This is a genomic window from Citrobacter freundii complex sp. CFNIH2, assembly GCF_002880615.1.
GTDB classification, from domain to species: domain Bacteria; phylum Pseudomonadota; class Gammaproteobacteria; order Enterobacterales; family Enterobacteriaceae; genus Citrobacter_A; species Citrobacter_A amalonaticus_F.
Map to the genome: position 1 here is coordinate 3049550 of NZ_CP025757.1, position 25295 is coordinate 3074844.

At 54.6% G+C, this 25295-nt stretch carries 26 protein-coding genes; 9 read left to right on the forward strand and 17 right to left on the reverse strand.

The window, feature by feature from the left end; genetic code table 11:
• Window positions 1-12: 12 nt before the first annotated feature.
• A complete protein-coding gene (creA, locus tag WM46_RS14850; RefSeq protein WP_061076359.1) occupies window positions 13-486 on the reverse strand; it encodes a protein CreA in 474 nt (157 codons plus the stop codon).
• A gap of 211 nt (window positions 487-697) precedes the next feature.
• Between creA and robA the strand changes: the two genes are divergently transcribed.
• The gene (gene robA, locus WM46_RS14855; RefSeq protein ID WP_061076358.1) at window positions 698-1567 is read left to right on the forward strand and encodes an MDR efflux pump AcrAB transcriptional activator RobA; all 870 of its coding nucleotides are present in this window, start codon (window positions 698-700) and stop codon (window positions 1565-1567) included.
• On the opposite strand, the gene gpmB is transcribed toward robA, so the two are convergent.
• The gene (gene gpmB / locus WM46_RS14860) at window positions 1564-2211 is read right to left on the reverse strand and encodes a 2,3-diphosphoglycerate-dependent phosphoglycerate mutase GpmB (protein WP_061076357.1); all 648 of its coding nucleotides are present in this window, start codon (window positions 2209-2211) and stop codon (window positions 1564-1566) included. The genes robA and gpmB overlap by 4 nt on opposite strands.
• Window positions 2212-2260: 49 nt before the next feature.
• On the opposite strand from gpmB, the gene yjjX reads away from it, so the two are divergent.
• Entirely contained in the window at window positions 2261-2776 is a 516-nt protein-coding gene (gene yjjX, locus WM46_RS14865) for an inosine/xanthosine triphosphatase (RefSeq protein WP_102602663.1), read from the forward strand.
• A gap of 93 nt (window positions 2777-2869) precedes the next feature.
• On the opposite strand, the gene trpR is transcribed toward yjjX, so the two are convergent.
• Window positions 2870-3196: a trp operon repressor gene (gene trpR / locus WM46_RS14870; RefSeq protein WP_046497355.1), complete on the reverse strand. Its 327-nt coding sequence runs from the start codon at window positions 3194-3196 to the stop codon at window positions 2870-2872.
• Between the two features lie 57 nt (window positions 3197-3253).
• Entirely contained in the window at window positions 3254-5191 is a 1938-nt protein-coding gene (gene sltY / locus WM46_RS14875; protein ID WP_102602664.1) for a murein transglycosylase, read from the reverse strand.
• 337 nt (window positions 5192-5528) lie between these two features.
• Here sltY and ettA point away from each other — a divergent pair, with 337 nt between their 5' ends.
• Complete coding sequence (gene ettA, locus WM46_RS14880; RefSeq protein WP_102602665.1) at window positions 5529-7196, forward strand: energy-dependent translational throttle protein EttA; 1668 nt, start codon at window positions 5529-5531, stop codon at window positions 7194-7196.
• Window positions 7197-7293: 97 nt separating this feature from the next.
• On the opposite strand, the gene WM46_RS14885 is transcribed toward ettA, so the two are convergent.
• From WM46_RS14885 to WM46_RS14920, 8 genes are all read right to left on the reverse strand, one after another.
• Window positions 7294-8034, reverse strand: coding sequence for an oxidative stress defense protein (locus WM46_RS14885; protein ID WP_061076353.1), 741 nt, complete (start codon window positions 8032-8034; stop codon window positions 7294-7296).
• A gap of 115 nt (window positions 8035-8149) precedes the next feature.
• On the reverse strand, window positions 8150-8785 hold the full coding sequence (gene argO / locus WM46_RS14890; protein WP_061077976.1) for an arginine exporter ArgO: 636 nt from the start codon (window positions 8783-8785) through the stop codon (window positions 8150-8152).
• A gap of 144 nt (window positions 8786-8929) precedes the next feature.
• Complete coding sequence (locus WM46_RS14895) at window positions 8930-9790, reverse strand: small-conductance mechanosensitive channel MscS (protein WP_061076352.1); 861 nt, start codon at window positions 9788-9790, stop codon at window positions 8930-8932.
• A gap of 135 nt (window positions 9791-9925) precedes the next feature.
• Window positions 9926-10852 (reverse strand): HTH-type transcriptional activator AllS, encoded by a 927-nt coding sequence (allS, locus tag WM46_RS14900; RefSeq protein ID WP_102602666.1) that lies wholly within the window; start codon window positions 10850-10852, stop codon window positions 9926-9928.
• Window positions 10809-11636: a DUF2877 domain-containing protein gene (locus tag WM46_RS14905; RefSeq protein ID WP_102602667.1), complete on the reverse strand. Its 828-nt coding sequence runs from the start codon at window positions 11634-11636 to the stop codon at window positions 10809-10811. The genes allS and WM46_RS14905 overlap by 44 nt, the downstream gene beginning before the upstream one ends.
• Before the next feature lie 100 nt (window positions 11637-11736).
• Window positions 11737-12999: a DUF1116 domain-containing protein gene (locus tag WM46_RS14910; protein WP_102602668.1), complete on the reverse strand. Its 1263-nt coding sequence runs from the start codon at window positions 12997-12999 to the stop codon at window positions 11737-11739.
• 15 nt (window positions 13000-13014) lie between these two features.
• Complete coding sequence (locus tag WM46_RS14915; protein ID WP_102602669.1) at window positions 13015-14676, reverse strand: acyl-CoA synthetase FdrA; 1662 nt, start codon at window positions 14674-14676, stop codon at window positions 13015-13017.
• A 12-nt stretch (window positions 14677-14688) separates the two neighbouring features.
• The gene (locus tag WM46_RS14920; protein WP_061076348.1) at window positions 14689-15912 is read right to left on the reverse strand and encodes an MFS transporter; all 1224 of its coding nucleotides are present in this window, start codon (window positions 15910-15912) and stop codon (window positions 14689-14691) included.
• Window positions 15913-16247: 335 nt separating this feature from the next.
• On the opposite strand from WM46_RS14920, the gene WM46_RS14925 reads away from it, so the two are divergent.
• On the forward strand, window positions 16248-17153 hold the full coding sequence (locus tag WM46_RS14925; RefSeq protein ID WP_102602670.1) for a carbamate kinase: 906 nt from the start codon (window positions 16248-16250) through the stop codon (window positions 17151-17153).
• Between the two features lie 99 nt (window positions 17154-17252).
• Here WM46_RS14925 and fbaA read toward each other — a convergent pair whose 3' ends face one another.
• From fbaA to epd, 3 genes are all read right to left on the reverse strand, one after another.
• On the reverse strand, window positions 17253-18332 hold the full coding sequence (fbaA, locus tag WM46_RS14930) for a class II fructose-bisphosphate aldolase (protein WP_042324053.1): 1080 nt from the start codon (window positions 18330-18332) through the stop codon (window positions 17253-17255).
• A gap of 90 nt (window positions 18333-18422) precedes the next feature.
• Window positions 18423-19586, reverse strand: coding sequence for a phosphoglycerate kinase (pgk, locus tag WM46_RS14935; protein WP_042324055.1), 1164 nt, complete (start codon window positions 19584-19586; stop codon window positions 18423-18425).
• 51 nt (window positions 19587-19637) lie between these two features.
• A complete protein-coding gene (gene epd / locus WM46_RS14940) occupies window positions 19638-20657 on the reverse strand; it encodes an erythrose-4-phosphate dehydrogenase (protein WP_061076346.1) in 1020 nt (339 codons plus the stop codon).
• A gap of 375 nt (window positions 20658-21032) precedes the next feature.
• On the opposite strand from epd, the gene WM46_RS14945 reads away from it, so the two are divergent.
• The 5 genes from WM46_RS14945 to WM46_RS14965 are packed head-to-tail and all read left to right on the forward strand — an operon-like array spanning window position 21033 to window position 24112.
• The gene (locus WM46_RS14945) at window positions 21033-21458 is read left to right on the forward strand and encodes a PPC domain-containing DNA-binding protein (protein ID WP_061076345.1); all 426 of its coding nucleotides are present in this window, start codon (window positions 21033-21035) and stop codon (window positions 21456-21458) included.
• Window positions 21459-21483: 25 nt separating this feature from the next.
• Window positions 21484-22062 (forward strand): ECF transporter S component, encoded by a 579-nt coding sequence (locus WM46_RS14950; protein WP_061076344.1) that lies wholly within the window; start codon window positions 21484-21486, stop codon window positions 22060-22062.
• Complete coding sequence (locus WM46_RS14955) at window positions 22063-22770, forward strand: energy-coupling factor transporter transmembrane component T (protein ID WP_102602671.1); 708 nt, start codon at window positions 22063-22065, stop codon at window positions 22768-22770. It abuts the gene before it with no gap.
• On the forward strand, window positions 22758-23435 hold the full coding sequence (locus WM46_RS14960; protein WP_102602672.1) for an ABC transporter ATP-binding protein: 678 nt from the start codon (window positions 22758-22760) through the stop codon (window positions 23433-23435). Before WM46_RS14955 ends, WM46_RS14960 begins: the two co-directional genes overlap by 13 nt.
• On the forward strand, window positions 23429-24112 hold the full coding sequence (locus tag WM46_RS14965) for an ABC transporter ATP-binding protein (protein ID WP_102602673.1): 684 nt from the start codon (window positions 23429-23431) through the stop codon (window positions 24110-24112). Before WM46_RS14960 ends, WM46_RS14965 begins: the two co-directional genes overlap by 7 nt.
• Here WM46_RS14965 and WM46_RS14970 read toward each other — a convergent pair.
• Both WM46_RS14970 and WM46_RS14975 read right to left on the reverse strand, forming a co-directional pair.
• A complete protein-coding gene (locus WM46_RS14970) occupies window positions 24069-24779 on the reverse strand; it encodes a nucleoside/nucleotide kinase family protein (protein ID WP_102602674.1) in 711 nt (236 codons plus the stop codon). The two genes, WM46_RS14965 and WM46_RS14970, sit on opposite strands and share 44 nt — an antisense overlap.
• Entirely contained in the window at window positions 24776-25285 is a 510-nt protein-coding gene (locus WM46_RS14975; RefSeq protein ID WP_042998043.1) for an MltR family transcriptional regulator, read from the reverse strand. The genes WM46_RS14970 and WM46_RS14975 overlap by 4 nt, the downstream gene beginning before the upstream one ends.
• Window positions 25286-25295: the final 10 nt, after the last annotated feature.

The window sequence follows — 25295 nt, forward strand, 5'->3', positions numbered from 1 at the left end:
AATGCTTCCCTGTTATTCGCGCCACGGCATGATAGGTACCGCGCTAATGGCATTTTTCGGCGACCCATCGACCACCTTGTCGGAATAGGCCAGATAGGCCAGCGCGTTGCGTTTGGCATCATAGAAACGCACGACCTGTAAGGATTTGAAGACCAGCGAGGTGCGTTTCTTAAAGACCACTTCGCCCTGCGCTTTACCGTTCTTGATTCTGTCGCTCAGTTCTACCGGTCCTACCTGCTGGCAGGAGATGGCGGCATCAGAAGTATCTTCTGCCAGCCCCAGCCCGCCTTTTATGCCACCGGTTTTGGCACGACTGACGTAGCAGGTCACGTTTTTAACATCGGGATCGTCAAACGCCTCCACGACAATTTTATGATCCGGTCCAAAGATCTTAAACACCGTATCGACGGAACCGATCTGCTCGGCAGATGCCAGCGGTGCCAGCATGACCAACAAGGAGGAAAGGATTAAACTCTTGTATTTCATATTGTTACCATTATTAAATTTTACGCTGCGCAATTATTCGACATTGTAAAAGAAACTGTTTACAGATCACAGGATTACAATAATCTCGTTTTATCGAATCCAAAAAAAGCATTAATGCGCAAAAAAAACACTGAATGCTAAAACAGCAAAAAATGCTATTATCCAATAATCTGATGTCAGGTGTTTGTAGTTGAAAGGATGAGGATATTTTATGGATCAGGCCGGCATTATTCGCGACCTATTAATCTGGCTGGAAGGTCATCTGGATCAACCCCTGTCGCTTGATAATGTGGCGGCGAAAGCGGGTTATTCCAAGTGGCACCTGCAGAGAATGTTTAAGGACGTGACGGGCCATGCGATTGGCGCGTATATCCGCGCGCGCCGCTTATCGAAATCCGCCGTTGCGCTTCGCCTGACGGCTCGTCCGATTCTGGATATTGCCCTGCAGTACCGCTTCGACTCTCAACAAACGTTCACCCGCGCCTTTAAGAAACAGTTTTCCCAGACGCCTGCACTGTATCGCCGTTCACCGGAATGGAGCGCATACGGTATTCGCCCGCCTCTGCGTCTGGGCGAATTTGCTATGCCTGAACATAAGTTTGTCACTCTGGAAGATATGCAACTGCTGGGTGTCACACAGAGTTACTCGTGTTCGCTGGAACAAATTTCCGATTTCCGCCACGAAATGCGCTATCAGTTCTGGCACGATTTCCTCGGCCACGCGCCAACAATTCCGCCAGTACTCTATGGCCTGAACGAAACGCGTCCCAGTCATGAAAAAGATGACGAACAGGAAGTGTTCTACACCACCGCGCTGCCGCAGGATCAAGCCAACGGTTACGTACAGTCGGCACAACCGGTGCTGTTACAGGGCGGCGAGTATGTGATGTTTACTTACGAGGGGCTGGGAACGGGCGTTCAGGAGTTCATCCTGACGGTCTATGGTACCTGCATGCCGCTCCTGAACCTGACACGCCGTAAGGGCCAGGATATCGAGCGGTACTACCCGGCTGAAGATGCCAAAGCCGGTGACCGCCCTATTAACCTACGCTGCGAATTCCTGATTCCGATCCGCCGTTAGCGCTGTAGCTCATCCAACGCAGGGGCGTCCAGATGCGAGATGTCCCCTGCCGTTTCGACCACCCATCCCGGCGCCAGCCACAAGCTTTCCTGATAATCCACCCGCGAAATCGAGCAATTACGCAGGCGCAAGCGGCGTTCAGCGTAGGCAGGAAGCCCCAGAATCGTACTGACCAGACAGCCCAGCGCAATGCCATGACTGACCAACAGCGGACGACTCCCCTGCGGCAGATCCAGGCACGCGGCGAGCGCGCCATGAACACGATCGCTCAGCTCCTGCATCGACTCCCCTTCGGGAATACGTCCGTCGACGGTGCCGTTGACTAACTGGCGACGCCAATTCTCTTCTTCTTCGGTCAGGGTATCAATATGACGTTTTTCCAGCACGCCCATGTGCAGCTCGCGCAGGCGAGCATCTAAGGTGACATCACAACCACAGGCCTGGGCGATGATTTCAGCGGTGCGGCGGGTACGTCCCAAATCGCTACTAATGACGTGGGTGATACCGAGGCTTTTCGCGCGGTCACCTACCTGCATAGCTTGTTGCTCACCTTTAGCGGTCAGCGGACTGTCGGACTGGCCTTGAATGCGTCGCTCGGCGTTCCACTGCGTTTCACCGTGGCGAACAAGGTATACCTGTAACATGCTATTTTTCCGTATACTGCAAAGAGTTTTTATAAAATCGAGCTTAATTATGCACCATGTTGTCTCAGCAACCACCAATCCCGCCAAAATTCAGGCAATTCTGCAGGCATTTAACGAGATCTTCGGTGAAGGATCCTGCCATATTGAGTCCGTGGACGTCGATAGCGGCGTACCGGAACAACCCATCGGAAGTCCTGAAACGCGTGCTGGCGCACGGAATCGGGTCGAAAACGCTCGTCGTGCGCGCCCCGATGCCGACTTCTGGGTAGCCATCGAAGCGGGTATCGATGAAGACGCAACCTTCAGTTGGGTGGTTGTCGAAAACGCAACCCAGCGCGGTGAAGCGCGTTCTGCAACGCTGCCACTGCCTGCGGTGATCCTTGAAAAAGTGCGCGAGGGTGAAGCGCTGGGCCCGGTGATGTCACACTACACAGGTATCGATAAGATTGGCCGAAAAGAAGGGGCGATTGGCGTGTTTACCGCCGGGAAACTGACGCGCGCCAGCGTCTACCACCAGGCGGTGATTCTGGCGCTCAGCCCGTTTCATAACGCAATTTATCAGTGAGAGTGTAGGCCGGATAAGACGACGTCGTCATCCGGCGATGGTGCGGTTGCGAGCCTGATGGCGCTACGCTTATCAGGCCTACGAAAACGCTTTTCAGGCGTTTTTCAACAATACGGCTTCAAGCCACTGACGCAATTCAACCGGGGCAGATTTCAGGCTGTTAGAGCCGCGGGTAATAGTGGCAATCCCTGCACCCAGCTCGTTTTTAAGCTCGCGCTGGCTCATTTCGCCACGTAATAACTCTTCGATAATGCGTACACGCGTCCCCAGCGCTTCGCGCTCATCCGGGGTCAGCATCAGTTGCAACAGCGGTAAGTGCAGATCCTCTGCGTAAGACTGGCGGAGCAACTCCACAAAACGAAGCCACTCCTGATTACGTTGTTCGGCCATCGCCGATGAATAAGGGGAATGCTGGGTCATGTTATGCCGCCCTGTTGTACTCACACACGAGTACAAATCATAACATAACCCACCAGATTAATAACGTCTCTGCCACTCAGAATCGCTCATCAGGGTGTCTTTCTGCCCCATGAAATAGCGATAGTAAGCATCGTAAGCCAGCACGTTCTTCACATAGCCACGCGTTTCCGAGAAGGGAATGCTCTCGACAAACGCCACGGCGTCGATCCGTCCTGCGCTGTTGCCAAGCCAGGTACGCACGCGCCCGGGTCCGGCGTTGTAAGCCGCTGACGAGAAGATCCGATTATTGCCAAACTGCTGATAGACGTACTGCAGGTAGCTGGTGCCGATGTTGATATTGGTTTCCGGATCCAGTAACTGATTCTGGCTGCTGTAACCCGGAATAGAGAACATCTTCACCGTGTGCGTCGCGGTACCTGGCATAATCTGCATCAGCCCGCTGGCGCCGACCGGCGATTTCACCTTCGGGTTCCAGGCGCTTTCCTGACGCGCGATCGCCATCGCATAGCTTTGCGGAATATCTTTGCCGCGGGTATAGCGGGTAAAGAGATCCTGATACGCCAGCGGGAAGCGCTCCTCCAGATGATCCCAGAGTTTACCGGCGATCGTCGCCTGCACGCTCAGATCCCACCACTGATTATTGAAGGCATAACGCGCCAGTTGCGCCTGCTCCGTCTTCGTCCGGCTGGTGACGAGATTCGCCCATTCGCTGCGGGCGGTGTTATCCATATTCCAGTACATCAGTTCGCGAACGCGGGCCATTTCCGCTCCCTGAGTCAACGCGTTATTCACATCGCCCGGCGCTTTATCAATTTTCAGAACGTACTCTTCTCCCAGACGCTGCGCTGCCACCATCGGGTAGAAACCGCGCTGCTGCATCAGCGCATGCAGGATCTCTTTTGCTTCCGCTTCCCGTCCCCGCTCCAGCAGCAAATCGGCCTGCCAGTAGCGCCATTCGTCCTTCTCCTTCGCTTCCATCGGCAGACGCGCCAGCCAGGTGTTCAGGCCACGGCGATCGCCAGTCCCGAGCGCCATGCGCACCCGACGCTCCACCAGCGTGGTGGACTGCGAGCGCATAATCGCGTCGTCTCGCCATTTCGCCTGCTCGTCGGTGACGTCGTTGCCCATTAATCGCCAGGCGACGATATCGCGCAGTTCCTGGGTTTGATCTTCATTCAACTGCTGCGCCTGCACCAGTGACGGAATCATCAGACGTGCGTTTTCCGCATCCTGACGAGCGACGCTGGCAAAGGCCACCGCGGCCATCTGACGGGTGAAATCGGTCGCGCCGGTGGTGCGCGCAAAGGTCATGACGCTGTTCGGATTGTTCGCCAGTGAGATAATCGCTGACGCAATCGTCTGGTACTCCGCCGGCATCTGCCCGGCCAGTACCGTCACCAGTCCGGTATTGCCCGCTTTCATCGCCAGGCGAATGCGCTCCAGGTAAGAGAGCGGATCCTGTGTGCCAGACGCGCGCCAGACGCTGAACAGTTTGTCACAGGCATTGGGCTGGCTTTTACCGGTCAGCCACAGCGCTTTTGCCCCCTGCCAGGCCTCTTCCGTTTGCCCGGTATTCCACTTCGCGTAATAGTAATTGCACTGCGCCTCGGTGGTTCTCGGCTTCTCCGGGCTAAATGCTAATAATCCGCGCCAGTCTTCACGCCGCGCCAGCTCGTTTACGAAACGCGATTCCAGCGTACGCGCTGGCGGCAGGGTTGGGTTGGCACGGACAAAGTTGGTCACCGTGACGGTCGGCTGATTCATCAGATCATCGGTGATTTGCCGATATTCCAGATAGGGATACAGGGGGTAATTCTTCAGGCCTGGCATCATCTGCTCCACGACATCCATCTGTCGGTTATCCCAGGCCTGCTTAATTTGTGCGTAACGGTTACGCTGTTCATCCAGTGAATCGGCTCGCGCAGCCTGACTTAGCGTCAGCAGGCACACGCCGGCGGCAATAAGACGCCAGGTAAATCGTTGGGCTTTGTCCACAAGCTCTTCCTCTAAATATGATACGTCGTTGCAGCCTCATGCCGCCTAATGATTTCATGCTAACCAGTCATTGGCATTTACGCCACGTCGCGGACACTTTTTTACTTTTACTGCGAGTGAGATCTGCTGGCTGGGATTGAGAAGGGAAAAAGGCTACACTTCGCCTCTGAAAACATCTATATCCTAAATAATTCGAGTTGCAGGAAGGCGGCAAGGGAGTAAATTCCCCAGGAGCTTACATAAGTAAGTGACTGGGGTGAACGAGTGCAGCCAACGCACATGCAGCTTGAAGTATGACGGGTATATTCATCACGATAAATACAGAGGCGAGTCCAACGTGGCCCAATTCGTTTATACCATGCATCGTGTCGGCAAAGTCGTTCCGCCGAAACGTCATATTCTTAAAAACATCTCGCTGAGCTTCTTCCCTGGCGCAAAAATCGGCGTACTGGGCCTTAACGGTGCCGGTAAGTCCACCCTGCTGCGCATCATGGCGGGCATCGATACAGATATTGAAGGCGAAGCCCGCCCGCAGCCTGGCATCAAAATTGGTTACCTGCCGCAGGAACCTCAGCTTAACCCTGAACACACCGTACGCGAGTCTGTTGAAGAAGCGGTGGCGGAAGTGGTCAACGCACTGAAAGGTCTGGATGAGGTTTACGCGAAATATGCCGAACCGGATGCCGACTTCGATAAACTGGCCGCGCAACAGGGCAAGTTTGAAGAGATCATTCAGGCGCACGACGGTCATAACCTGAACGTGCAACTGGAGCGCGCTGCCGACGCCCTGCGTCTGCCAGACTGGGACGCCAAAATCGCGACCCTCTCCGGGGGTGAACGTCGCCGTGTCGCACTGTGCCGTCTGCTGTTAGAAAAACCTGACATGCTGCTGCTCGACGAACCGACCAACCACCTGGATGCAGAATCCGTGGCCTGGCTGGAGCGCTTCCTGCACGACTTCGAAGGCACCGTGGTGGCAATTACCCACGACCGTTACTTCCTCGATAATGTCGCAGGCTGGATCCTCGAACTTGACCGCGGCGAAGGTATTCCGTGGGAAGGTAACTACTCCTCCTGGCTTGAGCAGAAAGATCAGCGTCTGGCACAGGAAGCCTCTCAGGAAGCGGCGCGCCGTAAATCTATCGAGAAAGAGCTGGAGTGGGTTCGTCAGGGCGCGAAAGGCCGTCAGTCTAAGGGCAAAGCCCGTCTGGCACGCTTTGAAGAGCTGAACAACACTGAATACCAGAAACGTAACGAAACCAACGAACTGTTTATTCCACCTGGACCGCGTCTGGGCGATAAAGTCGTTGAAGTCAGCCACCTGCGTAAATCCTACGGCGACCGCGTGCTGATTGACGATCTGAGCTTCTCCGTACCGAAAGGCGCAATCGTCGGGATCATCGGTCCGAACGGCGCGGGTAAATCCACCCTGTTCCGTATGATGTCCGGTCAGGAACAGCCAGACAGCGGCACCATTACGCTGGGTGAAACCGTTAAGCTGGCTTCCGTCGATCAGTTCCGTGATGCCATGGATAACAGCAAAACCGTGTGGGAAGAAGTGTCCGGCGGGCTGGATATCATGAAGATCGGCAACACCGAAATGCCAAGTCGCGCCTATGTGGGCCGCTTTAACTTCAAAGGTGTTGATCAGGGCAAACGCGTCGGCGAACTGTCTGGCGGTGAGCGTGGTCGTCTGCATCTGGCGAAACTGTTACAGGTTGGCGGCAACATGCTGCTGCTCGATGAACCGACCAACGACCTGGATATCGAAACCCTGCGCGCGCTGGAAAACGCCCTACTGGAGTTCCCGGGTTGCGCAATGGTTATCTCGCACGACCGTTGGTTCCTTGACCGTATCGCCACCCACATTCTGGACTACCAGGATGAAGGGAAAGTGGAGTTCTTCGAAGGTAACTTCACTGAATACGAAGAGTACAAGAAACGCACGCTGGGCGCAGACGCGCTGGAGCCGAAGCGTATCAAGTACAAACGTATCGCGAAGTAATCAGTAAGATTGCCGGATGGTGGCGCAAATGCCTCATCCGGCCTACAGGACGCGTATCTGTAGGCCGGATAAGCGCAGCGCCATCCGGCATTTTCGATTATTGCGCTTTAGCCGTTGCCGGTTGCTGACCCGCTGCAGGTTCCAGTTGGAACACCACATCGACCTGATCATCAAACTGAATCGCCGCCTGCTCGTAAGTTTCCTGCGCTGACACCGGTGCCGCATCCGCTTTCATCATCCGCACCATCGGGCTTGGCTGATAGTTCGAGACATGGTAACGCACGCTGTAAACCGGACCCAGTTTGCTGTTAAAACCGGCCGCCAGTTCCTGCGCCTGATGAATAGCATCATCAATCGCCGCTTTACGCGCTTTGTCTTTATAAGCATCCGGTTGCGCCACGCCCAACGAAACGGAACGAATTTCGTTCAGCCCCGCTTTCAACGCGCCGTCCAGCAGCGGGTTGAGTTTATCTAACTGACGCAGCGTCACTTCGACAGTACGTACCGCACGATACCCTTTCAGAACGCTTTTCCCATTCTGATAGTCGTAATCCGGTTGAGTGCGCAGGTTCGCTGAGCTGATGTCTTTTTTCGCGACCTGATTTTGCTCAAGGAAAGAAAGGTATTGCGCAACGCGCTCATCAGCCTGTTTCTTCGCCGTCGCTGCGTCTTTCGCCGCAACATTAACCTCAATTGCCAGCGTGGCAATATCAGGTGCAGCGTCCACGCTTGCCGTCCCGGAAGTCACGATGTGCGGTCCGTCAGGCAATTCGCCTGCCTGCACCGACATTGCACTGAATCCCACTAATGCCGCCAGGGCCATCACTTTGAACTTCACTGTCGCTCCTCCATGTTACGTAAATTGCCCCAAATTTCAGGGCGCATGCAGGCAAGCTTAGCGCGAAATAGTGCGTTGTCCATCAGACAACGCCTGGAGCGTAACGGACTGGCGCTTAGTTGAACAAGGCGTGAACATGCGCAACGCCTTCTTTTGCCAGTTGAAAAGCGATGAACCACATCACCAGACCGACCAGCGTATTGATGATCCGCTGCGCTTTAGCCGTGCGCAGTCGCGGCGCAAGCCACGCCGCCAGCAACGCCAGACCGAAGAACCACAAGAAGGAGGCGCTGACGGTGCCGAGCGCGAACCAGCGTTTGGGTTCGACATCCAGTTGTCCACCCAGACTGCCCAGCACCACGAATGTATCCAGGTAGACGTGTGGATTCAGCCATGTCACCGCCAGCATGGTGGCGATAATCTTCCAGCGCCCCTGCTTCATCACTTCCGCGCTGGCCAGTTCCAGATTGCTGCTCATCGCCGTCTTTAAGGCGCCAAAGCCGTACCACAGCAAAAAGGCGACACCGCCCCAGGTGACCAGCGCCAACAGCCACGGCGACTGCATCAGTAATGCGCTGCCGCCAAAAATCCCGGCGCAAATCAGCAGCAGATCGCTGACGGCGCACAGTAGCGCAATCATGATGTGATACTGGCGACGAATCCCCTGATTCATCACAAAAGCATTCTGCGGGCCGAGCGGAAGTATCATGGCTGCACCAAGCGCAAGACCTTGAAAATAATACGATATCACGGTAATCATCCTGAGCATTGTCTCTATAGCGCAGACTATAGCGCGGGATGATTATTAGCGGAAATGGATAATATTAATCGCGGATTAGGGAAATTAATGACGAGGGAAGGTTGCCGGATGCCACGGTGCGCATCCGGCATATCATTATTCTGCCGCGCCTTCTTTCACGCGTTTGAAATTCACGTCCATCTGCGGATACGGGAAGCTGATTCCAGCGGCATCAAACTCACGCTTAATCCGCTCCAGCACGTCCCAGTACACATTTTGCAGATCGCCGCTGTTGCTCCAGACGCGCACCACAAAGTTAATCGACGACGCGCCCAACTCATTCAGACGCACCGTCATTTCACGATCTTTCAGAATGCGATCTTCTGACTCGATAATCCCGGTGAGGATCTGTTTCACCTTATCGATATCAGAGTCGTAAGCGACGCTGATAATAAATTCATTACGGCGTACCGGCTCGCGGGAAAAGTTGATGATATTGCCGGCAATGATTTTACCGTTCGGGATCACGACAATTTTACCGTCCACGGTTCGCATGGTAGTGGAGAAAATCTGCACATTCAGCACCGTCCCGGCAACGCCGCCCAGATCCGCATACTCACCGGCACGGAACGGACGGAACATGACCAGCAGAACGCCTGCGGCAAGGTTAGACAACGATCCCTGCAACGCCAGACCAACCGCTAAACCGGCGGCACCGAGCACCGCAATCACCGACGCCGTCTGTACCCCTACCCGGCCCAGTGCGGCAATCAGCGTGAAGGCAATAATTCCGTAGCGCACCAGCGCGGAAAGAAAGTCTGCCACGGTGGCATCGATATGACGCGCCACCATCAGGCGGTTAACCGTATTCGACACCAGGCGCGCCACGATCATCCCGACAATAACAATGGCCACTGCCGCCACGATGTTGACGGCATAGCTCAACAGCAATTCCTGGTTGCGGACCAGCCAGGTCCCCGCACCGTTGATGCTGTCGACAACATTCAAATCTTCCATTACATGTTCCTTGGTCATAACAAATCAGAAGCAAATGAGATCAATCTCACGAAAACACCCCGTTAAAGGTAAACAATAATGGGTGAATATGCCATTTCCGTTATGTTCCAATTCTGGATATCACGACTATTGCCGTTATGCGGGACGATCCACCATCCGCAAAAATCCCCCCACCAGCACATGTTTTTGTTTAAAAATTGCGGCGATTTCACTGACCACTTTTCCACTTCCGGCATTCTTCCAGGCGATAGAGAGCGGTGACGGCTGGCGAGGGTTCACCACCGAACGAGCCACCAGTGCACCGGATTCTACGTAAGGTCGACACAGACGTTCCGGTAAAAAACCGACGCCCAGGCCACTTAAGTGACAGGCCAGCTTGGTGCTGAGATCCGGGACTTTAATTTCCTTTTGTCCGCTCAGCAGCCAGGCCACGCGACGGGTGAGCGTGCGCGACGTATCTTCAATATTGATAGCGGGGTAGCGACGCAGCATATCATCCGATAACACCGTTGCCGGATGGCTGGCCAGCGGGTGATTCTGCGCCACCACAAACTGCCAGCTAATGTCCCCCAGCGGCAGCAGCGAAATGTTGTTTGACAGCGATTCGGAACCGGTCACGCCAATCGCCAGTTGATAGTCGTCATACAGCAACGAATCCCACACGCCCATATAGACCTGGCGGGAGATCTGGAAACGGGTGAAGGGAAATTGTTGATGCAGCCACGTCAGTAAATCGGCGGTCGTCTGCGGCTGATAGAGCAAATTGTTGATGACGATATTAACCTGACGCTCAACGCCCGCATTAATCTGCTGCAACTCATCAGGCATGGCGTCCAGCCAGTTAAGCCACTGGCGACAATGTTCGAGCAGATGCTGACCGGCCAACGTCAGGCTGACGGAACGCGTGGTTCGTAAAAAGAGCTGCGTCCCCACCTGCTCCTCGAGCGTTTTGATGCGGTAGCTGATTGCCGCAGGCGTTTTATGCAGTGAGCTGGCAGCGCGGGAAAAACTCTCCGTCTCAGCTACCCGAATAAATGTGCGTATTGTTTCCTGATCGAGCATGCTTTCCCCTTGAGTCAGCCATCTGCAACCAGCGTTGCGCCAGCGCAATCCCTAACACAGTGTCAGCGCCGGAGGTGTGCCCCACCGTGAGCAGACGACGAAGTGCGTGGCCTGCGTCACGCCCGGTTTGCAAGCTGCGCATCACCCCCAACACCGGCGTCGAAAATTCGCCCACTCTGGCGCTATTAAGATAGCTACAGCTTACCGAAGTTGTCAGCCGCGCAAGTTGATCCGCCGGGGGTAAAAAAAGGTGAACCGGTATCCCGGCAGCAATAAAGACCGCCAGCATTCCCGTAAGCATATCATCACCGCTGGGCGTGAGTCCGGGGCCTCGTCCGATAAGCCAGCGCCAGTCAGGCGCGGCGCCCTTCGCCCAACGCTCCAGCCCGGCAACAATCTCTGAATAGCACGACAGGGTATGGAGTGGCTGATTGAGTGTGCCCCCCAAACCCGTTTGCTGGACACAAGAAGACAGGTCGAGCAGTGCGATGGCGGAAGGAGTCAGTTGCAGCCTGAGCTGGCGCTGGGGGCGAAGGGTTACCCCCTGCCCGGTCAGCAGATCCCCGGTTTTGCACAGGCGCGAAACCGTCGTCAGGCGGGAAAACTGTGCACGACTCAACAGTACGCCGGTCGGCCCCATGCCTTTACCGTAGCGGTATAACGTCAGTAATTCTCCGTTTGCATGGCTGAAATTGATCGCCTGGGAGAAGCGACTGTGCAGCGTCCATTCACCCTCTGGAAGTCGATAAAGCCCGGCGCAGGCCAGGGCATTGAGAATGAACATAGGTTGCTCCGAAATGCCGGATCGCGGCTTCACCTTATCCGGCCTACGATTGACGCAGATCCGTAGGCCCGGTAAGCGTTAGCGCCACCGGGCATTGCTGTTACGCCGTGATGTGATGTTCTTCCGCCAGCGCTTCCAGCGCTTTTTCAAAGCACAACAACGGTGCGCGTACGGTCCCTGCGCCAACCTGACCGATTCCGGCTTCGCGGTGAGCGATACCGGTGTTGATCAGCGGCGTAATCCCCGTTTCCACGACGCGACGGATATCCAGCCCCAGACACGCCCCTTTGAAATCCCAGGACGGGATCTGGAACAAAGGGTTGTTGGCGAGGTAGATTTCCGCCATCTCCTCGGACGTTTCCAGCGCGGCCCCCATACCGCCCGCGCCGACGAAACGCGTCACGCCAGGCGCGGCAATCATGGCTGCGCCACCGATGCCCAGCGTCTCGGTAATGGCGCTATCACCGATATCCGGGTTAGCGTCAGCCTGACTGTAGCCGGTAAAGAACAAACCCTGCGGTGTATTCACTGGCGCGGTAAACCAACGGTCGCCGGTGCCGCTGACGCGAATCCCGAACTCACGCCCGTTGCGCGTCATTGCCGTCACCACCGAACCGGCTTTAATCACTGCCGCCGCATCCATCACCGCTTTGCTGTAGGCCATCGCCAGGTTAAGGAAGAACTGATCGGTCACGCTCAGGAATTGCAGCACCTCAATGATTTCGGCTTTCGGGCGGTCAAGACCGGCAATCACAGGGGACAGCGTGCGCAGCAGTAGCGACGAGGCCGCGATATTACGCTGATGGAATTCGTCCCCCATCGTAATCGCCTGGGCCATCATCGCCGTCAGATCCACGCCGTTATCCATGCACGATAAGGCCTCCTGTAACACCGGTGCCAGCGTATCGCGCATCCAGCGTAGACGCGTCTGCACATCCTCACCGTAGGCGCCGAAACGCATGACCTTGCCAATCCCTTCGTTCAGGTTGCAACAGGACTGATTGCCGTGCACCACGTCTCGTACGACCAACACTGGCATATTCGCCGAGGTGATGCCGCCCATCGGGCCGACGGCGCCGACATGATGGCACGGGATAAATTCCACTTCGCCCTGGCTCAGGAGACTGACGGCCTCCTCTTCAGTGGTTGCCCACCCCTCAAACAGCGATGCGCCGATACAGGCGCCGCGCATGGGCCCCGTCATCTCTTCCCAGGCAATCGGCGGGCCGGCGTGCAGCAATTTACGCCCGGAGGACAATTCAACCACCGCCTCTTTCGCAGGACGGACAGCAACCCAGTGCGGGCGGGCGGCTTTGATGCGTTCAATAATGGCGTCGTTGGCCTGTGCAATTGATGAATACATATCGGTACCTCTGAATTAATGTAACTGCTTGAGTAAACTGGCGAGACGCGCATTGCCACCGGCAATCGGCGCCCACTGATAATGCACAACCGGCGTGCCGCTGCTTTGCAGATCCAACGCGAAGCTGCGCAGTCCGGCATTGATCACCTGTACGCCATCCAGCAAAGGGTTAGGTTCAACGGATGGGCGGGAGTCCTGATGATGTGTCAGGCTGATTGCGAGCAACACGGCCTCTTCCAGGGTTTCCACCACGGCGATGCCTGCATCACGCAGGATGTCAGTTTGTCCACTGCGTCCCTGTGGGTCGGCATCGGTTCCGGTCAGGGTGGCGATGGTGACCAGCGGCGCGTTCCGCGTTGCGCGAACCTGCTCGACAGCCTCAACAACGGCGCCCGCCGGGTCAGCACAAGCGCCATAGCCCAGCACTACATCCAGCAGCAGCACGCCCACGTCCGGCATCGCTGCCAGCTTTTCGATTTCAATGCTGCGGGTTGTCGGGTCGATCATCGGGTGTGGTCTGCCCAACGTGTAGCTGTCATCCCCCAGATCGACAATGCGATGGCCCTGCGCGTCGAGCATGACGCCAGCAGCGTGGCTTTCGCTCACCGGCACACCCAGCCCGGCCGAAAGCAACATCGCCGCTTCAGCCGCGAGGGTTCCGCCGGCATACAGCCCATAAATGCCTTTTCCTGCCACCTCAGGTTGAATCAGGCGCTGCTGAGCCACGCGCATCAGCAACACGGCCAGTTGGGCGGCATCTGAAAGCGAATTCGCCAGCCAGACATTCCCTTCACGGCGCTGTTCCGGTTTATTCCCGAGAAAGAGCGCGACCACCGGTTTACCTACCTTTTGCATCGCATTGATAATGCGGGTTCTGACCTGCGGCGACGGCGGCTTGGAGACAAACGCGATCACCCGCGTGGCATCATCAGCCGCCAGCATCTCCAACGCCGTTAACGCACTGATGCCTCCCACTTCCGCACTCAGATCACGCCCCCCCAAACCGATGGCATGGCTGATCCCCTGCTGGTGCAGCGCAATCTGAGAGGTGACCTCCTGAATACCCGTTCCGGACGCCCCAATTACGCCAATCCCGCCGTCGGGCAACACGTTCGCGAAAGCCAGTGGGCTACCGGCAATCATCGCCGTCCCGCAATCCGGCCCCATCACGATCAGCCCTTTCTCGCGAGCCAACGTTTTCAGCTCAACTTCCTGCTCCAGCGGTACGTTATCGGAGAACATCATCACGTTTTTACCGGCCAACAGCCCCTCTTTAGCGACGGAGGCCGCATACTCCCCGGCAACCGAAACCAGCAGCAGATTGGCCTGCGGTAATTTCTGGCACGCGCTCTCCCAGCGACGCGCCTTCAGCAGTTGCTGTGAACTGCCTGAGGCGCTGGCAATTGCGCTCAACTCTTTTTCCAGCTGTTCGCGAATTAATTCGAGGATCGCAGGTTGCTCGTCATGCGTTCGTACCGCCACACAAATATCGTTCGGTGTGGCCTCGACAAAATCGTCATGCCAGAAGCCCGTAGAATCCAGCATCGCTTTATTCGCTGGCGTTCCCATCATCACGGAAACCTGGTCAACTTCCGGTCGCTCACTTAATTTCCGGGAAATGATCATCAGGCTGACGGAGTCCTGAAAGCTTCCCTTTTTAATAAAGGCGTAAATCATTACCGCTACCTCTTATGTACGTTTTTCTTTCAAAAACAGCATCGCAACCAATCCAATCGCTAACAGAATGGCTGATACATAAAAACTGGAAGCCAGGCTGCCCGTTATATCGCGCGCCGCACCAGCAATAATGGGCGCAAGAATAGAAGAGCTCATGCCGATAAAATTAAATAAGCCAAACGCGGTGCTGTAATTATTTTCATCAACGCTATCGGCAACCAGCGCAACCAGCACGGGATCCAGCGCCAGTTTGCCGACGAGACCGTAAACACACAGGGCGACAATCACGCCGGTCATATTTGGCATCCAGACAATGGACAGCATGCTGATGATCGCCACCGGGACGAGGAACATAATTAACGGTTTGCGCTTACCTAATTTGTCAGACAGGCTGGAGAATAACAGCGCGCCAGGGATTGAAATCCAGGCGACCAACGAAGAGATAAACCCGGTTTCGCTACCGGCAATACCACGTTCATTTTGCAGATAATAGGGAAGCCAGGTCAGAATAACGAAGAAACCAAACAGGCTGCAGAACACCATGATATAGGTCAGAACGAGATTGCGGTTTTTCAGGAGATCGCTGAATTTGCCTTTTTTTACCGGCTGACCGTCGGTATCTACGGTGCGTTTCTTTTCTTTCACAAACAGCCAGATCGCAATTCCCACCAGTACCGAAGGAACCGCCATCGCGTAGAACGGCATCCGCCATGAATGACCCTGATCGTACACCAGCCAGCTTGAGGTCATCAGTCCCAGCGCGATACCGAAGGCCATGCCGCTATTGATAATTGCGCTGCCAAGCGAGCGATATTTTTTGGGGATTTGCTCGGAAGAAAGGCCGTACTGTGGACCGTAATAGGTCCCTTCTCCCGCGCCCGTGACCACGCGGGCAAACAGCAGCGTGTACCAACTTTTTGCCCAACCGGTAACGGCCGTGAAAACGCCAAAGAGAATAAAGCCAGGCACCAGCACTTTTTTCTTACCGATTTTGTCACCCAGTATTCCGGCCGGGACCTGTAATAACGCATAAGAAAAATAAAACACAGAATTAAGAATGCCTAATTGTGTTCCACTTAGGCCAAACTCTTTCTCCAGTTCGCCCATCACCGGGTTCAATACCGTCCGGTCGGCATACATGAAAATCCATCCCAGCCAGAACAGGAAAATGGTCACCCACCAGGCCGGTATTCCTTTTTTCTTCGTGACCTCAGTCACTTCACATGATTCAGACATAAGCAATCTCCCGGTAATATTTACCGTTGAACACCTCAGATTATCTGACGATTGATGAGGCTTGATGTTTTAACTCTGCTCACCATATCGGGCTGCGACATCATTTCGTTTGAGCAAAGTCACACAAAATCCATTGTTATAAATTCCTGGGAATTGACCGCAACATTATTAAAAAAAGTCTAACAATCATTTTTTAAATATTTTAAACAAAGTCATTAAAAACAATCCTAATTAACGCGTTATTTTTATCAGTCAATAAGCTGTCGAATAAGTCACATTATAAAAAACCCGGAACGTTATTTTGACCACGAGATATTTTGCACATTGAGGTCATAATGAAAAAGAAACTGGTCATTGCGCTGGGTGGGAATGCATTATTACAGCGCGGAGAGATATTGAGTGCGGAAAACCAACAACGCAGCATTCAGGTTTTTGCGCAACGGGTGGCGACCCTGGCTCGCGATTATCAACTGGTGATTGTTCACGGAAACGGGCCTCAGGTAGGGCTGCTGGCGTTGCAGAACGCGGCCTACACGGAATCACCCGCCTGGCCGCTGGATATCCTGGTGGCCGAAAGCCAGGGAATGATTGGTGTCGCCATCGCCCAGGCGCTGACGCAAAATACGGGGGGTTGCCCTGTGACCACGCTGATGACACGGGTAGAAGTAGACCCGCAGGATGAGGCATTTGTCGCTCCGGGTAAGTACATTGGCCCTGTCTATCAACCGGATCAACAAGCTGAACTGGAACAACGCTATGGCTGGACGATGAAGGCGGATGGGCAATACATTCGCCGGGTCGTTCCCTCACCGATACCGCAAAACATCCTCGACGGCGAGGCCATCCAGATGCTGATGGAAGCGGGGCATACGGTGATTTGCTGTGGCGGCGGCGGCGTTCCGGTGGTGGCTCAGGGTAACGGATACCTGGGAACTGAAGCGGTGATCGATAAAGATCTGACAGCCGCGGTATTGGCGAATGCCATCAACGCCGATCATCTGCTGATCCTGACCGATGCCGATGCCGTCTATGAACACTGGGGCACTCCGCAGGCGCGTGCGTTGCGACATGTCACAACAGAAGAGTTGGCGCCGTTTGCAGCGCCGGATGGCGCTATGGGGCCAAAAGCGGCGGCGGTGATCCAGTTTGTTAAGCAAACCGGACGCCTGGCGTTTATTGGCGCGCTGAAAGATGCGCCGCAGATATTAATGGGCGAGAAAGGCACCTGCGTGACGCAGTAGCCTCCTGCCGTTTGTCATTGTCGGATGGCGAACCTCTCCGGCAACAACGCAAAAAAATGGCTTCCCGAAGGAAGCCATTTTTACCAACAACGGACCTGATTACAGCACGTCGATGGCGTTCAGTTCTTTGAAAGCCTGTTCCAGACGCGTGATCATGGAAGTCTGGCCAGCACGCAGCCATACGCGCGGATCGTAGTATTTCTTGTTCGGCTGATCTTCGCCTTTCGGGTTGCCCAGCTGACCCTGCAGATACGCTTCGTTCGCTTTGTAGTAGTTCAGAACACCTTCCCAGGTCGCCCATTGGGTATCGGTATCGATGTTCATTTTGATTACGCCGTAGCTTACGGAGTCTTTGATTTCCTGAGCGGTAGAACCGGAACCACCGTGGAAGACGAAGTTCAGGCTGTTGTGCGGCAGGTTGTGTTTCTTAGAAACATAGTCCTGAGAGTCGCGCAGGATGGTCGGGGTCAGAACCACGTTACCCGGCTTGTACACGCCGTGTACGTTACCGAAGGAAGCCGCGATAGTGAAGCGCGGGCTGATTTTGCTCAGCTCGGTGTACGCGTAATCCACGTCTTCCGGCTGGGTGTACAGAGCAGAAGCGTCCATGTGGCTGTTATCCACACCATCTTCTTCACCGCCGGTGCAACCCAGTTCGATTTCCAGGGTCATGCCCATTTTGGACATGCGCGCCAGGTATTTGGAACAGATTTCGATATTCTCTTCCAGTGACTCTTCAGACAGGTCGATCATGTGAGAAGAGAACAGCGGTTTACCGGTCGCCGCGAAGTGTTTTTCACCTGCGTCCAGCAGACCGTCGATCCACGGCAGCAGTTTCTTCGCGCAGTGGTCAGTGTGCAGGATAACCGGAACACCGTAGTGCTCAGCCATCTGATGTACGTGGTGCGCACCAGAGATCGCACCCATGATTGCCGCACCCTGAGGAACGTCAGTTTTCACGCCTTTACCCGCGATGAACGCAGCGCCACCGTTGGAGAACTGTACGATGACCGGCGCTTTAACTTTTGCAGCGGTTTCCAGAACGGCGTTGATAGAGTCGGTACCGACGCAGTTAACTGCTGGCAGAGCGAAGTTGTTTTCTTTTGCTACCTGGAAAACTTTCTGTACGTCATCACCGGTGATAACGCCAGGTTTTACGAAATCAAAAATTTTAGACATGTTACGAGTCCTGTATCTTCGGCCTTGGAAAGGGGTGCGTGCCACTAAAGCGCGCTGAAAATTGGGCAGGTTTCCCTGCCCTTGAGTGTCTTACTTCTTAGCGCGCTCTTCGAGCATCGCTACTGCAGGCAGAACTTTACCTTCCACGAATTCGAGGAATGCGCCGCCGCCAGTGGAGATGTAGGAGATTTTGTCAGCAATACCGAACAGGTCGATAGCCGCCAGCGTGTCACCGCCGCCTGCGATAGAGAACGCGTCGCTGTCAGCAATCGCGTTAGCCACGATTTCAGTCCCTTTACGGAAATTCGGGAATTCAAACACGCCAACCGGGCCGTTCCACAGAATGGTTTTCGCATTCTTCAGGATTTCAGCCAGCTGCTGTGCAGAAGCGTCACCGATATCCAGGATCTGCTCGTCTTCTTTCACGTCGTTGACGGATTTCAGCGTTGCAGCAGCACTTTCAGAGAACTCGGTCGCGACGCGAACGTCAGTCGGAACTGGAATATCGCACGTGGTCAGCAGACGTTTCGCTTCGTCAACCAGATCGGCTTCGTACAGGGATTTGCCCACATTGTGGCCCTGAGCGGCAACGAAGGTGTTCGCAATGCCGCCGCCAACGATCAGTTGATCAGCGATTTTGGACAGGGAATCCAGAACGGTCAGTTTGGTGGAAACTTTAGAACCGCCCACGATAGCCACCATCGGACGAGCCGGCTCTTTCAGCGCTTTACCCAGCGCGTCCAGTTCTGCAGCCAGCAGCGGACCGGCACATGCGACGTCAGCAAATTTGCCGATACCGTGAGTAGAAGCCTGCGCACGGTGAGCCGTACCAAATGCGTCCATCACGAATACGTCACACAGTGCAGCGTATTTTTTGGACAGCGCTTCGTCGTCTTTCTTCTCGCCTTTGTTGAAGCGAACGTTTTCCAGAACCACCAGTTCACCGGCAGCAACTTCAACGCCGTCGAGGTAATCTTTTACCAGACGAACCGGGTTAGACAGTTTGTCTTTCAGGTAATTAACAACCGGCAGCAGAGAGAATTCTTCGTTGTACTCGCCTTCGGTAGGACGACCCAGGTGGGAAGTAACCATCACTTTAGCACCCTGTTTCAGGGCCAGTTCGATGGTCGGCAGGGAAGCGCGGATACGCGCATCGCTGGTCACTTTCCCTTCTTTAACTGGTACGTTCAGATCCGCACGGATAAAAACACGTTTACCAGCAAGATCCAAATCGGTCATCTTGATTACAGACATGGTGAATCCTCTCGTTGATTCTTGATAAAGTTTTGCAGACGCCCTTGCGCCCTACCTGAAACCTTTTGCAGCCATCGCTAACGTGGTGTCGAGCATTCTGTTAGCAAAGCCCCATTCATTGTCACACCAGACCAGTGTCTTAATAAGGTGCGCGCCACTGACCCGCGTTTGTGTACCATCAACAATGGCGCTATGCGGGTCGTGATTAAAATCGACGGAGACCAACGGTAATTCCGTATAGTCAACTATATCATGAAATGCACCTTGTGCCGCTTTTTGCAGCAACTGGTTGACTTCATTAGCTTTTACGGGCTTCATCACCGTGACGCTTAAGTCGATTGCTGTGACGTTTATCGTCGGTACCCGCACCGCAATCGCTTCAAAACGATCGTTAAACTGCGGGAAAATTCGGGTGATGCCTGCCGCCAGTTTGGTATCGACCGGAATGATCGACTGACTCGCCGCACGCGTACGACGCAGGTCAGAATGGTACGCATCAATCACCTGCTGGTCGTGCATCGCGGAATGAATGGTCGTCACCGTACCGGACTCTATGCCATAGGCATCATCCAATAATTTGATAATGGGAATAATACAATTCGTGGTACACGAAGCATTGGAGACGATGCGATGTTCCGCGCGCAGTTGATCCTGATTGACGCCAAATACCACGGTGGCGTCGAGATCGTTGCTGCCAGGATGTGAAAAGAGCACTTTCTTCGCGCCAGCGGCGATATGCGCTTCACCGTGTTCACGGTTCCCGTAAACGCCCGTACAGTCCAGTACGATATCAACGCCGAGCTCGCGCCACGGCAGCGCCTCAAGCGAAGGCTCATGCAGGATGCGAATCGCGTCGTCGCCCACCATGAGCTGCTCGCGCTCCTGGCGAACGTCCCATGCAAAACGTCCATGGCTGGTGTCATATTTCAACAAATGCGCCATGCCTGAAGCATCCGCCAGTTCATTGATTGCCACCACGGTGATTTCCGCCCGACGTCCGGATTCATATAAAGCACGAACCACATTACGTCCGATGCGACCGAAGCCATTAATCGCTACGCGTACGGTCATAGATCTCCTGCAAGGCTATCCCGATTCAGATGTGGCTGACAGAGTAATCCAGCGCATCGTTCAGGGAAACCTTACCTGTCGCAAACTGCGACTGATTGATTATTTGTCGAACATTTAATCGACTGAAACGCTTCAGCTAGAATAAGCGAAACGGGGAATAAAAGGAACGATTGTCCAGATGGATTCGCCATTTATCTGACTTGCGTCACATTTCAAGCCGCTTGACCGGGAGATTTATTCCATATTCCAGAATCGTGAATAAGCGATGCAAGATCTTTTCGTTGCCCTGTTCTAAATCCTGATTTATATCAGAGAGTACCGTTGCCAACGGCGATATTATCAACGCCACGTCCGAGTTTCGGAGTCCCGCACATTATGACGATCATTCACGCCCATTCCTCAACGGCACGCTTTTACGCGCTTCGCCTGCTTCCAGGGCAGGAGATCTTTTCCCGGTTACGTACCTTTATACGTCAGAACGCATTACACGCCGCGTGGATAGCAGGTTGCACCGGTAGTTTGACCGATGTTGCGCTGCGCTATGCCGGAGAAGAAGACACCACTTTGCTCACCGGCACATGGGAAGTCATCTCCCTCAACGGCACGCTGGAATTAACCGGCGAACATTTACATCTCTGTGTTGCTGACCCGCATGGCGCAATGCTGGGAGGGCATATGATGCCAGGGTGTACCGTACGCACCACGCTTGAGTTGGTGATCGGCGAGTTGAGCGAGCTGGAGTTTAGCCGGCAAGCCTGCGCCCTTTCCGGCTATGAAGAATTGCATATCTCCCGCCGTTAATTGACTATTCAACAAGAGGTTACCTATGGTACGCCGCCCGTTTTCCAGCCAATCCTTAGTTCTGATTGTGATTGCTATAGCCATCAATATGATTGGTGGCCAGCTAATCAGCATGTTGAAGCTTCCCATCTTTCTCGACTCGATTGGCACGCTGATTAGCGCCGTGCTGCTGGGGCCTGTCATCGGTATGCTGACAGGGCTACTGACGAACTTACTCTGGGGGCTGTTAACCGATCCGATCGCTGCCGCCTTTGCCCCTGTGGCCATGGTCATTGGTCTCGTTGCCGGATGGCTGGCACGGGCAGGCTGGTTTCGCACGTTGCCGAAAGTGGTCGTCAGCGGTGTCGTTATTACCCTGGCCGTCACGCTGGTTGCGGTACCGCTACGTACCACATTATTTGGCGGCGTCACTGGCAGCGGTGCTGACTTATTTGTCGCCTGGATGCATTCCGTCGGCCAGAATCTGGTGGAATCCGTTGCCATTACGGTTCTGGGCGCAAACCTGGTCGATAAAATTTTGACCGCGATTATTGTCTGGATTTTGCTGCGTCAGTTGCCTCTACGTACGACACGCCACTTTCCAACGATGTCTGCTGTGCGCTAAATGCATCCGTTTACCTCGTTGACATTGTGGGCGCTGGCAGCATGCACGACCTTGCTTCTTCCGGCGCAGACGGTCTTGCCGGTTTATAGCGCCGCCACCTTTCTCTGCCTGCTGGTGATGACGTCGACGCGGCGACGGGCGAAATATGTAGCCTGGCTGATGTTCTCTCTGGGAATGGGACTATGGCTGGTGCATGGCGGCTGGCTGACAGAATGGATCAGCGGTCAGCCCCGGGATCCGCAACGCTGGGCGCATGCCGTCACGTTGTGGTTGCGAATATTGGCCATTGTTTCAACATCACAGCTCTGGATGCAGTACGTCCCGGTGCAGCGTTTCATTCGGGCGCTGTTCGCATCACGTCTGCCACCAGGCATCGCTTATCTTTTCGCCGGTCCCTTACTGGTCGTCGAACAGCTTAAACGACAGTTAGCCATTATTCATGAAGCGCAGCGGGCTCGCGGCGTACCGCTGGATGAATCGTGGCATCAACGTTTACGCGCGATGCCAGCATTGATTGTGCCCCTCACCCATAATGCGCTCAACGATTTAGTCGTACGCGGCGCCGCGCTGGATATGCGAGGGTTTCGCCTGCATCGGACGCGCACCACGCTGTGGGCACCAAAAGACAGCACCTTACAGCGTCTGGCGCGCTACGGCATGATGATTCTGATAGTGGCTGAGACAGGAGTATGGATATGGTTACATTAGAACAATTTCGCTATCTGCCTGCCTGCGTCACACGCACGTCATCCTGTCTGGATTTCCATTATTCAACCCCCGGAATGGTCGCAATCCTGGGCGATAACGGCAGTGGGAAAAGCACGCTTGCGCAGCTGATGGCGGGCTGGTATCCGGATTTTCTTCCTGGAGACATTGAAGGCAAAGGAACGCTGCTGGGTACCGCTATAGGGGAACGTCCGCTCGTGGAGCAGGCCCCCTTCATCCAGCTTGTGCAACAATCGCCTTACCTGCAGCTTTCCGGTTGTACATTCAGCGTTGAGGAGGAGATAGCCTTTGGTCCAGAAAACCTCTGCCTGGACGACGCTGAGATTATGCGGCGAATTGATACGGCCCTGACCCTGACAGAATGCCAGCCGCTGCGCCATCGCCATCCCGGGACGCTTTCCGGCGGCGAAACCCAGCGCGTGGTCATTGCCAGCGCGCTGGCGATGATGCCGAAATTGCTAATACTCGATGAAGCGTTCAGTCGACTGACATCACAGGCCACCGATATGCTACTTGGACGGCTGCAACAATGGGCACAGGAACAGCAGTCTCTGGTTGTGCTTTTCGAGCGTCATCATTTCTCTTACCTTTCCCGCTGCCAGCAGGCCTGGCAACTGCACGAGGGAGCGTTGACACCACTATGTTGAGGTTGAATCAGGTGACTTATCGCTGGCCAAACGCGGAAGATGACTGCTTGCGCGATATCTCGCTTGAACTACGGGAAGGCGAATGGCTGGCGTTAACGGGTGATAATGGCGCGGGTAAATCAACGCTTCTGCGGATTATGGCCGGACTGCTCGCCCCCAGCGCCGGTACGGTGACGTTCAGAGGAACGCCATTGATTCAACTGAAAAATCGGCAGCGTGCCGGTCTCTTTGGGGTGTTGTTTCAGGAAGCGGAAAATCAGATCTTTCACAGCAACGTTATTGATGAAGTGGCTTTTGGCCTGAAGCTACAAAAACGGCCGGCGGCAGAAATTAACCGTCGCACTCAGGCAGCCTTAGCACTCTGTCATTTAGAAGAGGTCGCCAACGCACACCCTTTGGATCTTCACACCGCGCAACGGCGTATGGTTGCCGTCGCCAGTCTGGAAGCGATGGCTCCGACGGTTTTGCTACTTGATGAACCCAGTCGGGACTTCGATGCGCACTGGCTGGCTATATTTGAGCATTGGCTTGCCGTTTGTCGCAAACGAGGCACCAGCGTTGTGGCGATCAGTCATGACGCTGCATTTACGCAGCGTCATTTCTCACGAATTGTTCGACTCCACGACGGAACGCTCACACAATCCGATACTCTCCTGACACCGTCATCTCCAGCGTAAGGTCTGCAGGCAGACTGTTTTCCAGAACACGCTCCACATTCGGTCCGTCTGTGCGCGTGTAAAATGCCTCGGCATCGGCTGTCGATAATCCTCCAGCCAGCTTGCGTCCCACCAGTCGCGCACGCAGGGCCTCCGCTGGCGCGCGAATAAACAGGGAAAAATCGCAGAACGCCGCCAGCGCCCGCCATCTCTCGTCATCCCGCAGCAGCCAGTTTCCTTCCACAATGACAATCGGCGCGCTCACCACAATCGCGTCTTCGACCGGGTCGTGCTTTTGCCGATCATACTGCGGCCAGGTCCCTTCGCCTTCGCTAATCTGGCGCAGATTCTGCGCCAGTTTTTCAACGTCAAACGTCTCTGGTGCCCCTTTGTACGCACGCAGATGGTGAGTCTCCAGCCAGTCATTGTAATGATGGAAACCATCCATCGGGAGTGTCTGGATCGCCGGCAAAGAGGGATCCTGACGAGAAAGCCATTCCCAGAACGTGGTCAGTGTGGATTTTCCGGTCCCTGGCGGCGCACTCAGAAACACAACGGTGCGGCGCCTGGCGTTCGCGGAATGGACGTTTGCCAGTCGCTGTAATAACGGTTTATGAACGTTCTCTATCTCATCATCATGATAATGGGCTTCAACCCGCAACCCGTTGACCATCAGTCCGATTTTCACGGTGTTAATTCCTTCAAAATTGACGTCACCGCCAGCGTCATTGCCGTCTTGACCATTCCGGAAAAACGCACCTCAGACCACGCCGCAAAGTCGGCAAATTTCATCGACTCCAGCGCGCTATATAAGGTCGTATTTCGGGTGATACTGTTGACGTTGCTGATAAAATCCCAGGTGATGTCATCGGCAAATCCCGGGATCTCATCCCGCTCACTGACGTACTGATAAAACTGCGAAAAATGCGTAATGTCGGCATAAAGCCATTTGTCCATTTTTCCCAGCGCATAGATCAGGCGTAGCGCAACGTCAATATCATCAAGCGGCCCACTCTGGGCAAGTAACGGCTTCACTGCATATTCCACAATCTCTTCATCGTTATCGACAAATAGCGACGGCAGAAAGCGCTTAATGCCTTGTAGCAAAATGGAATGTGCCGTCGTCATGAACGAAAGTAAGTTATTTTGAGCATCCAGTTGCTCCAGCACATCGTCTTCTGTCAGCGTCGTCATTTGTTTCCCG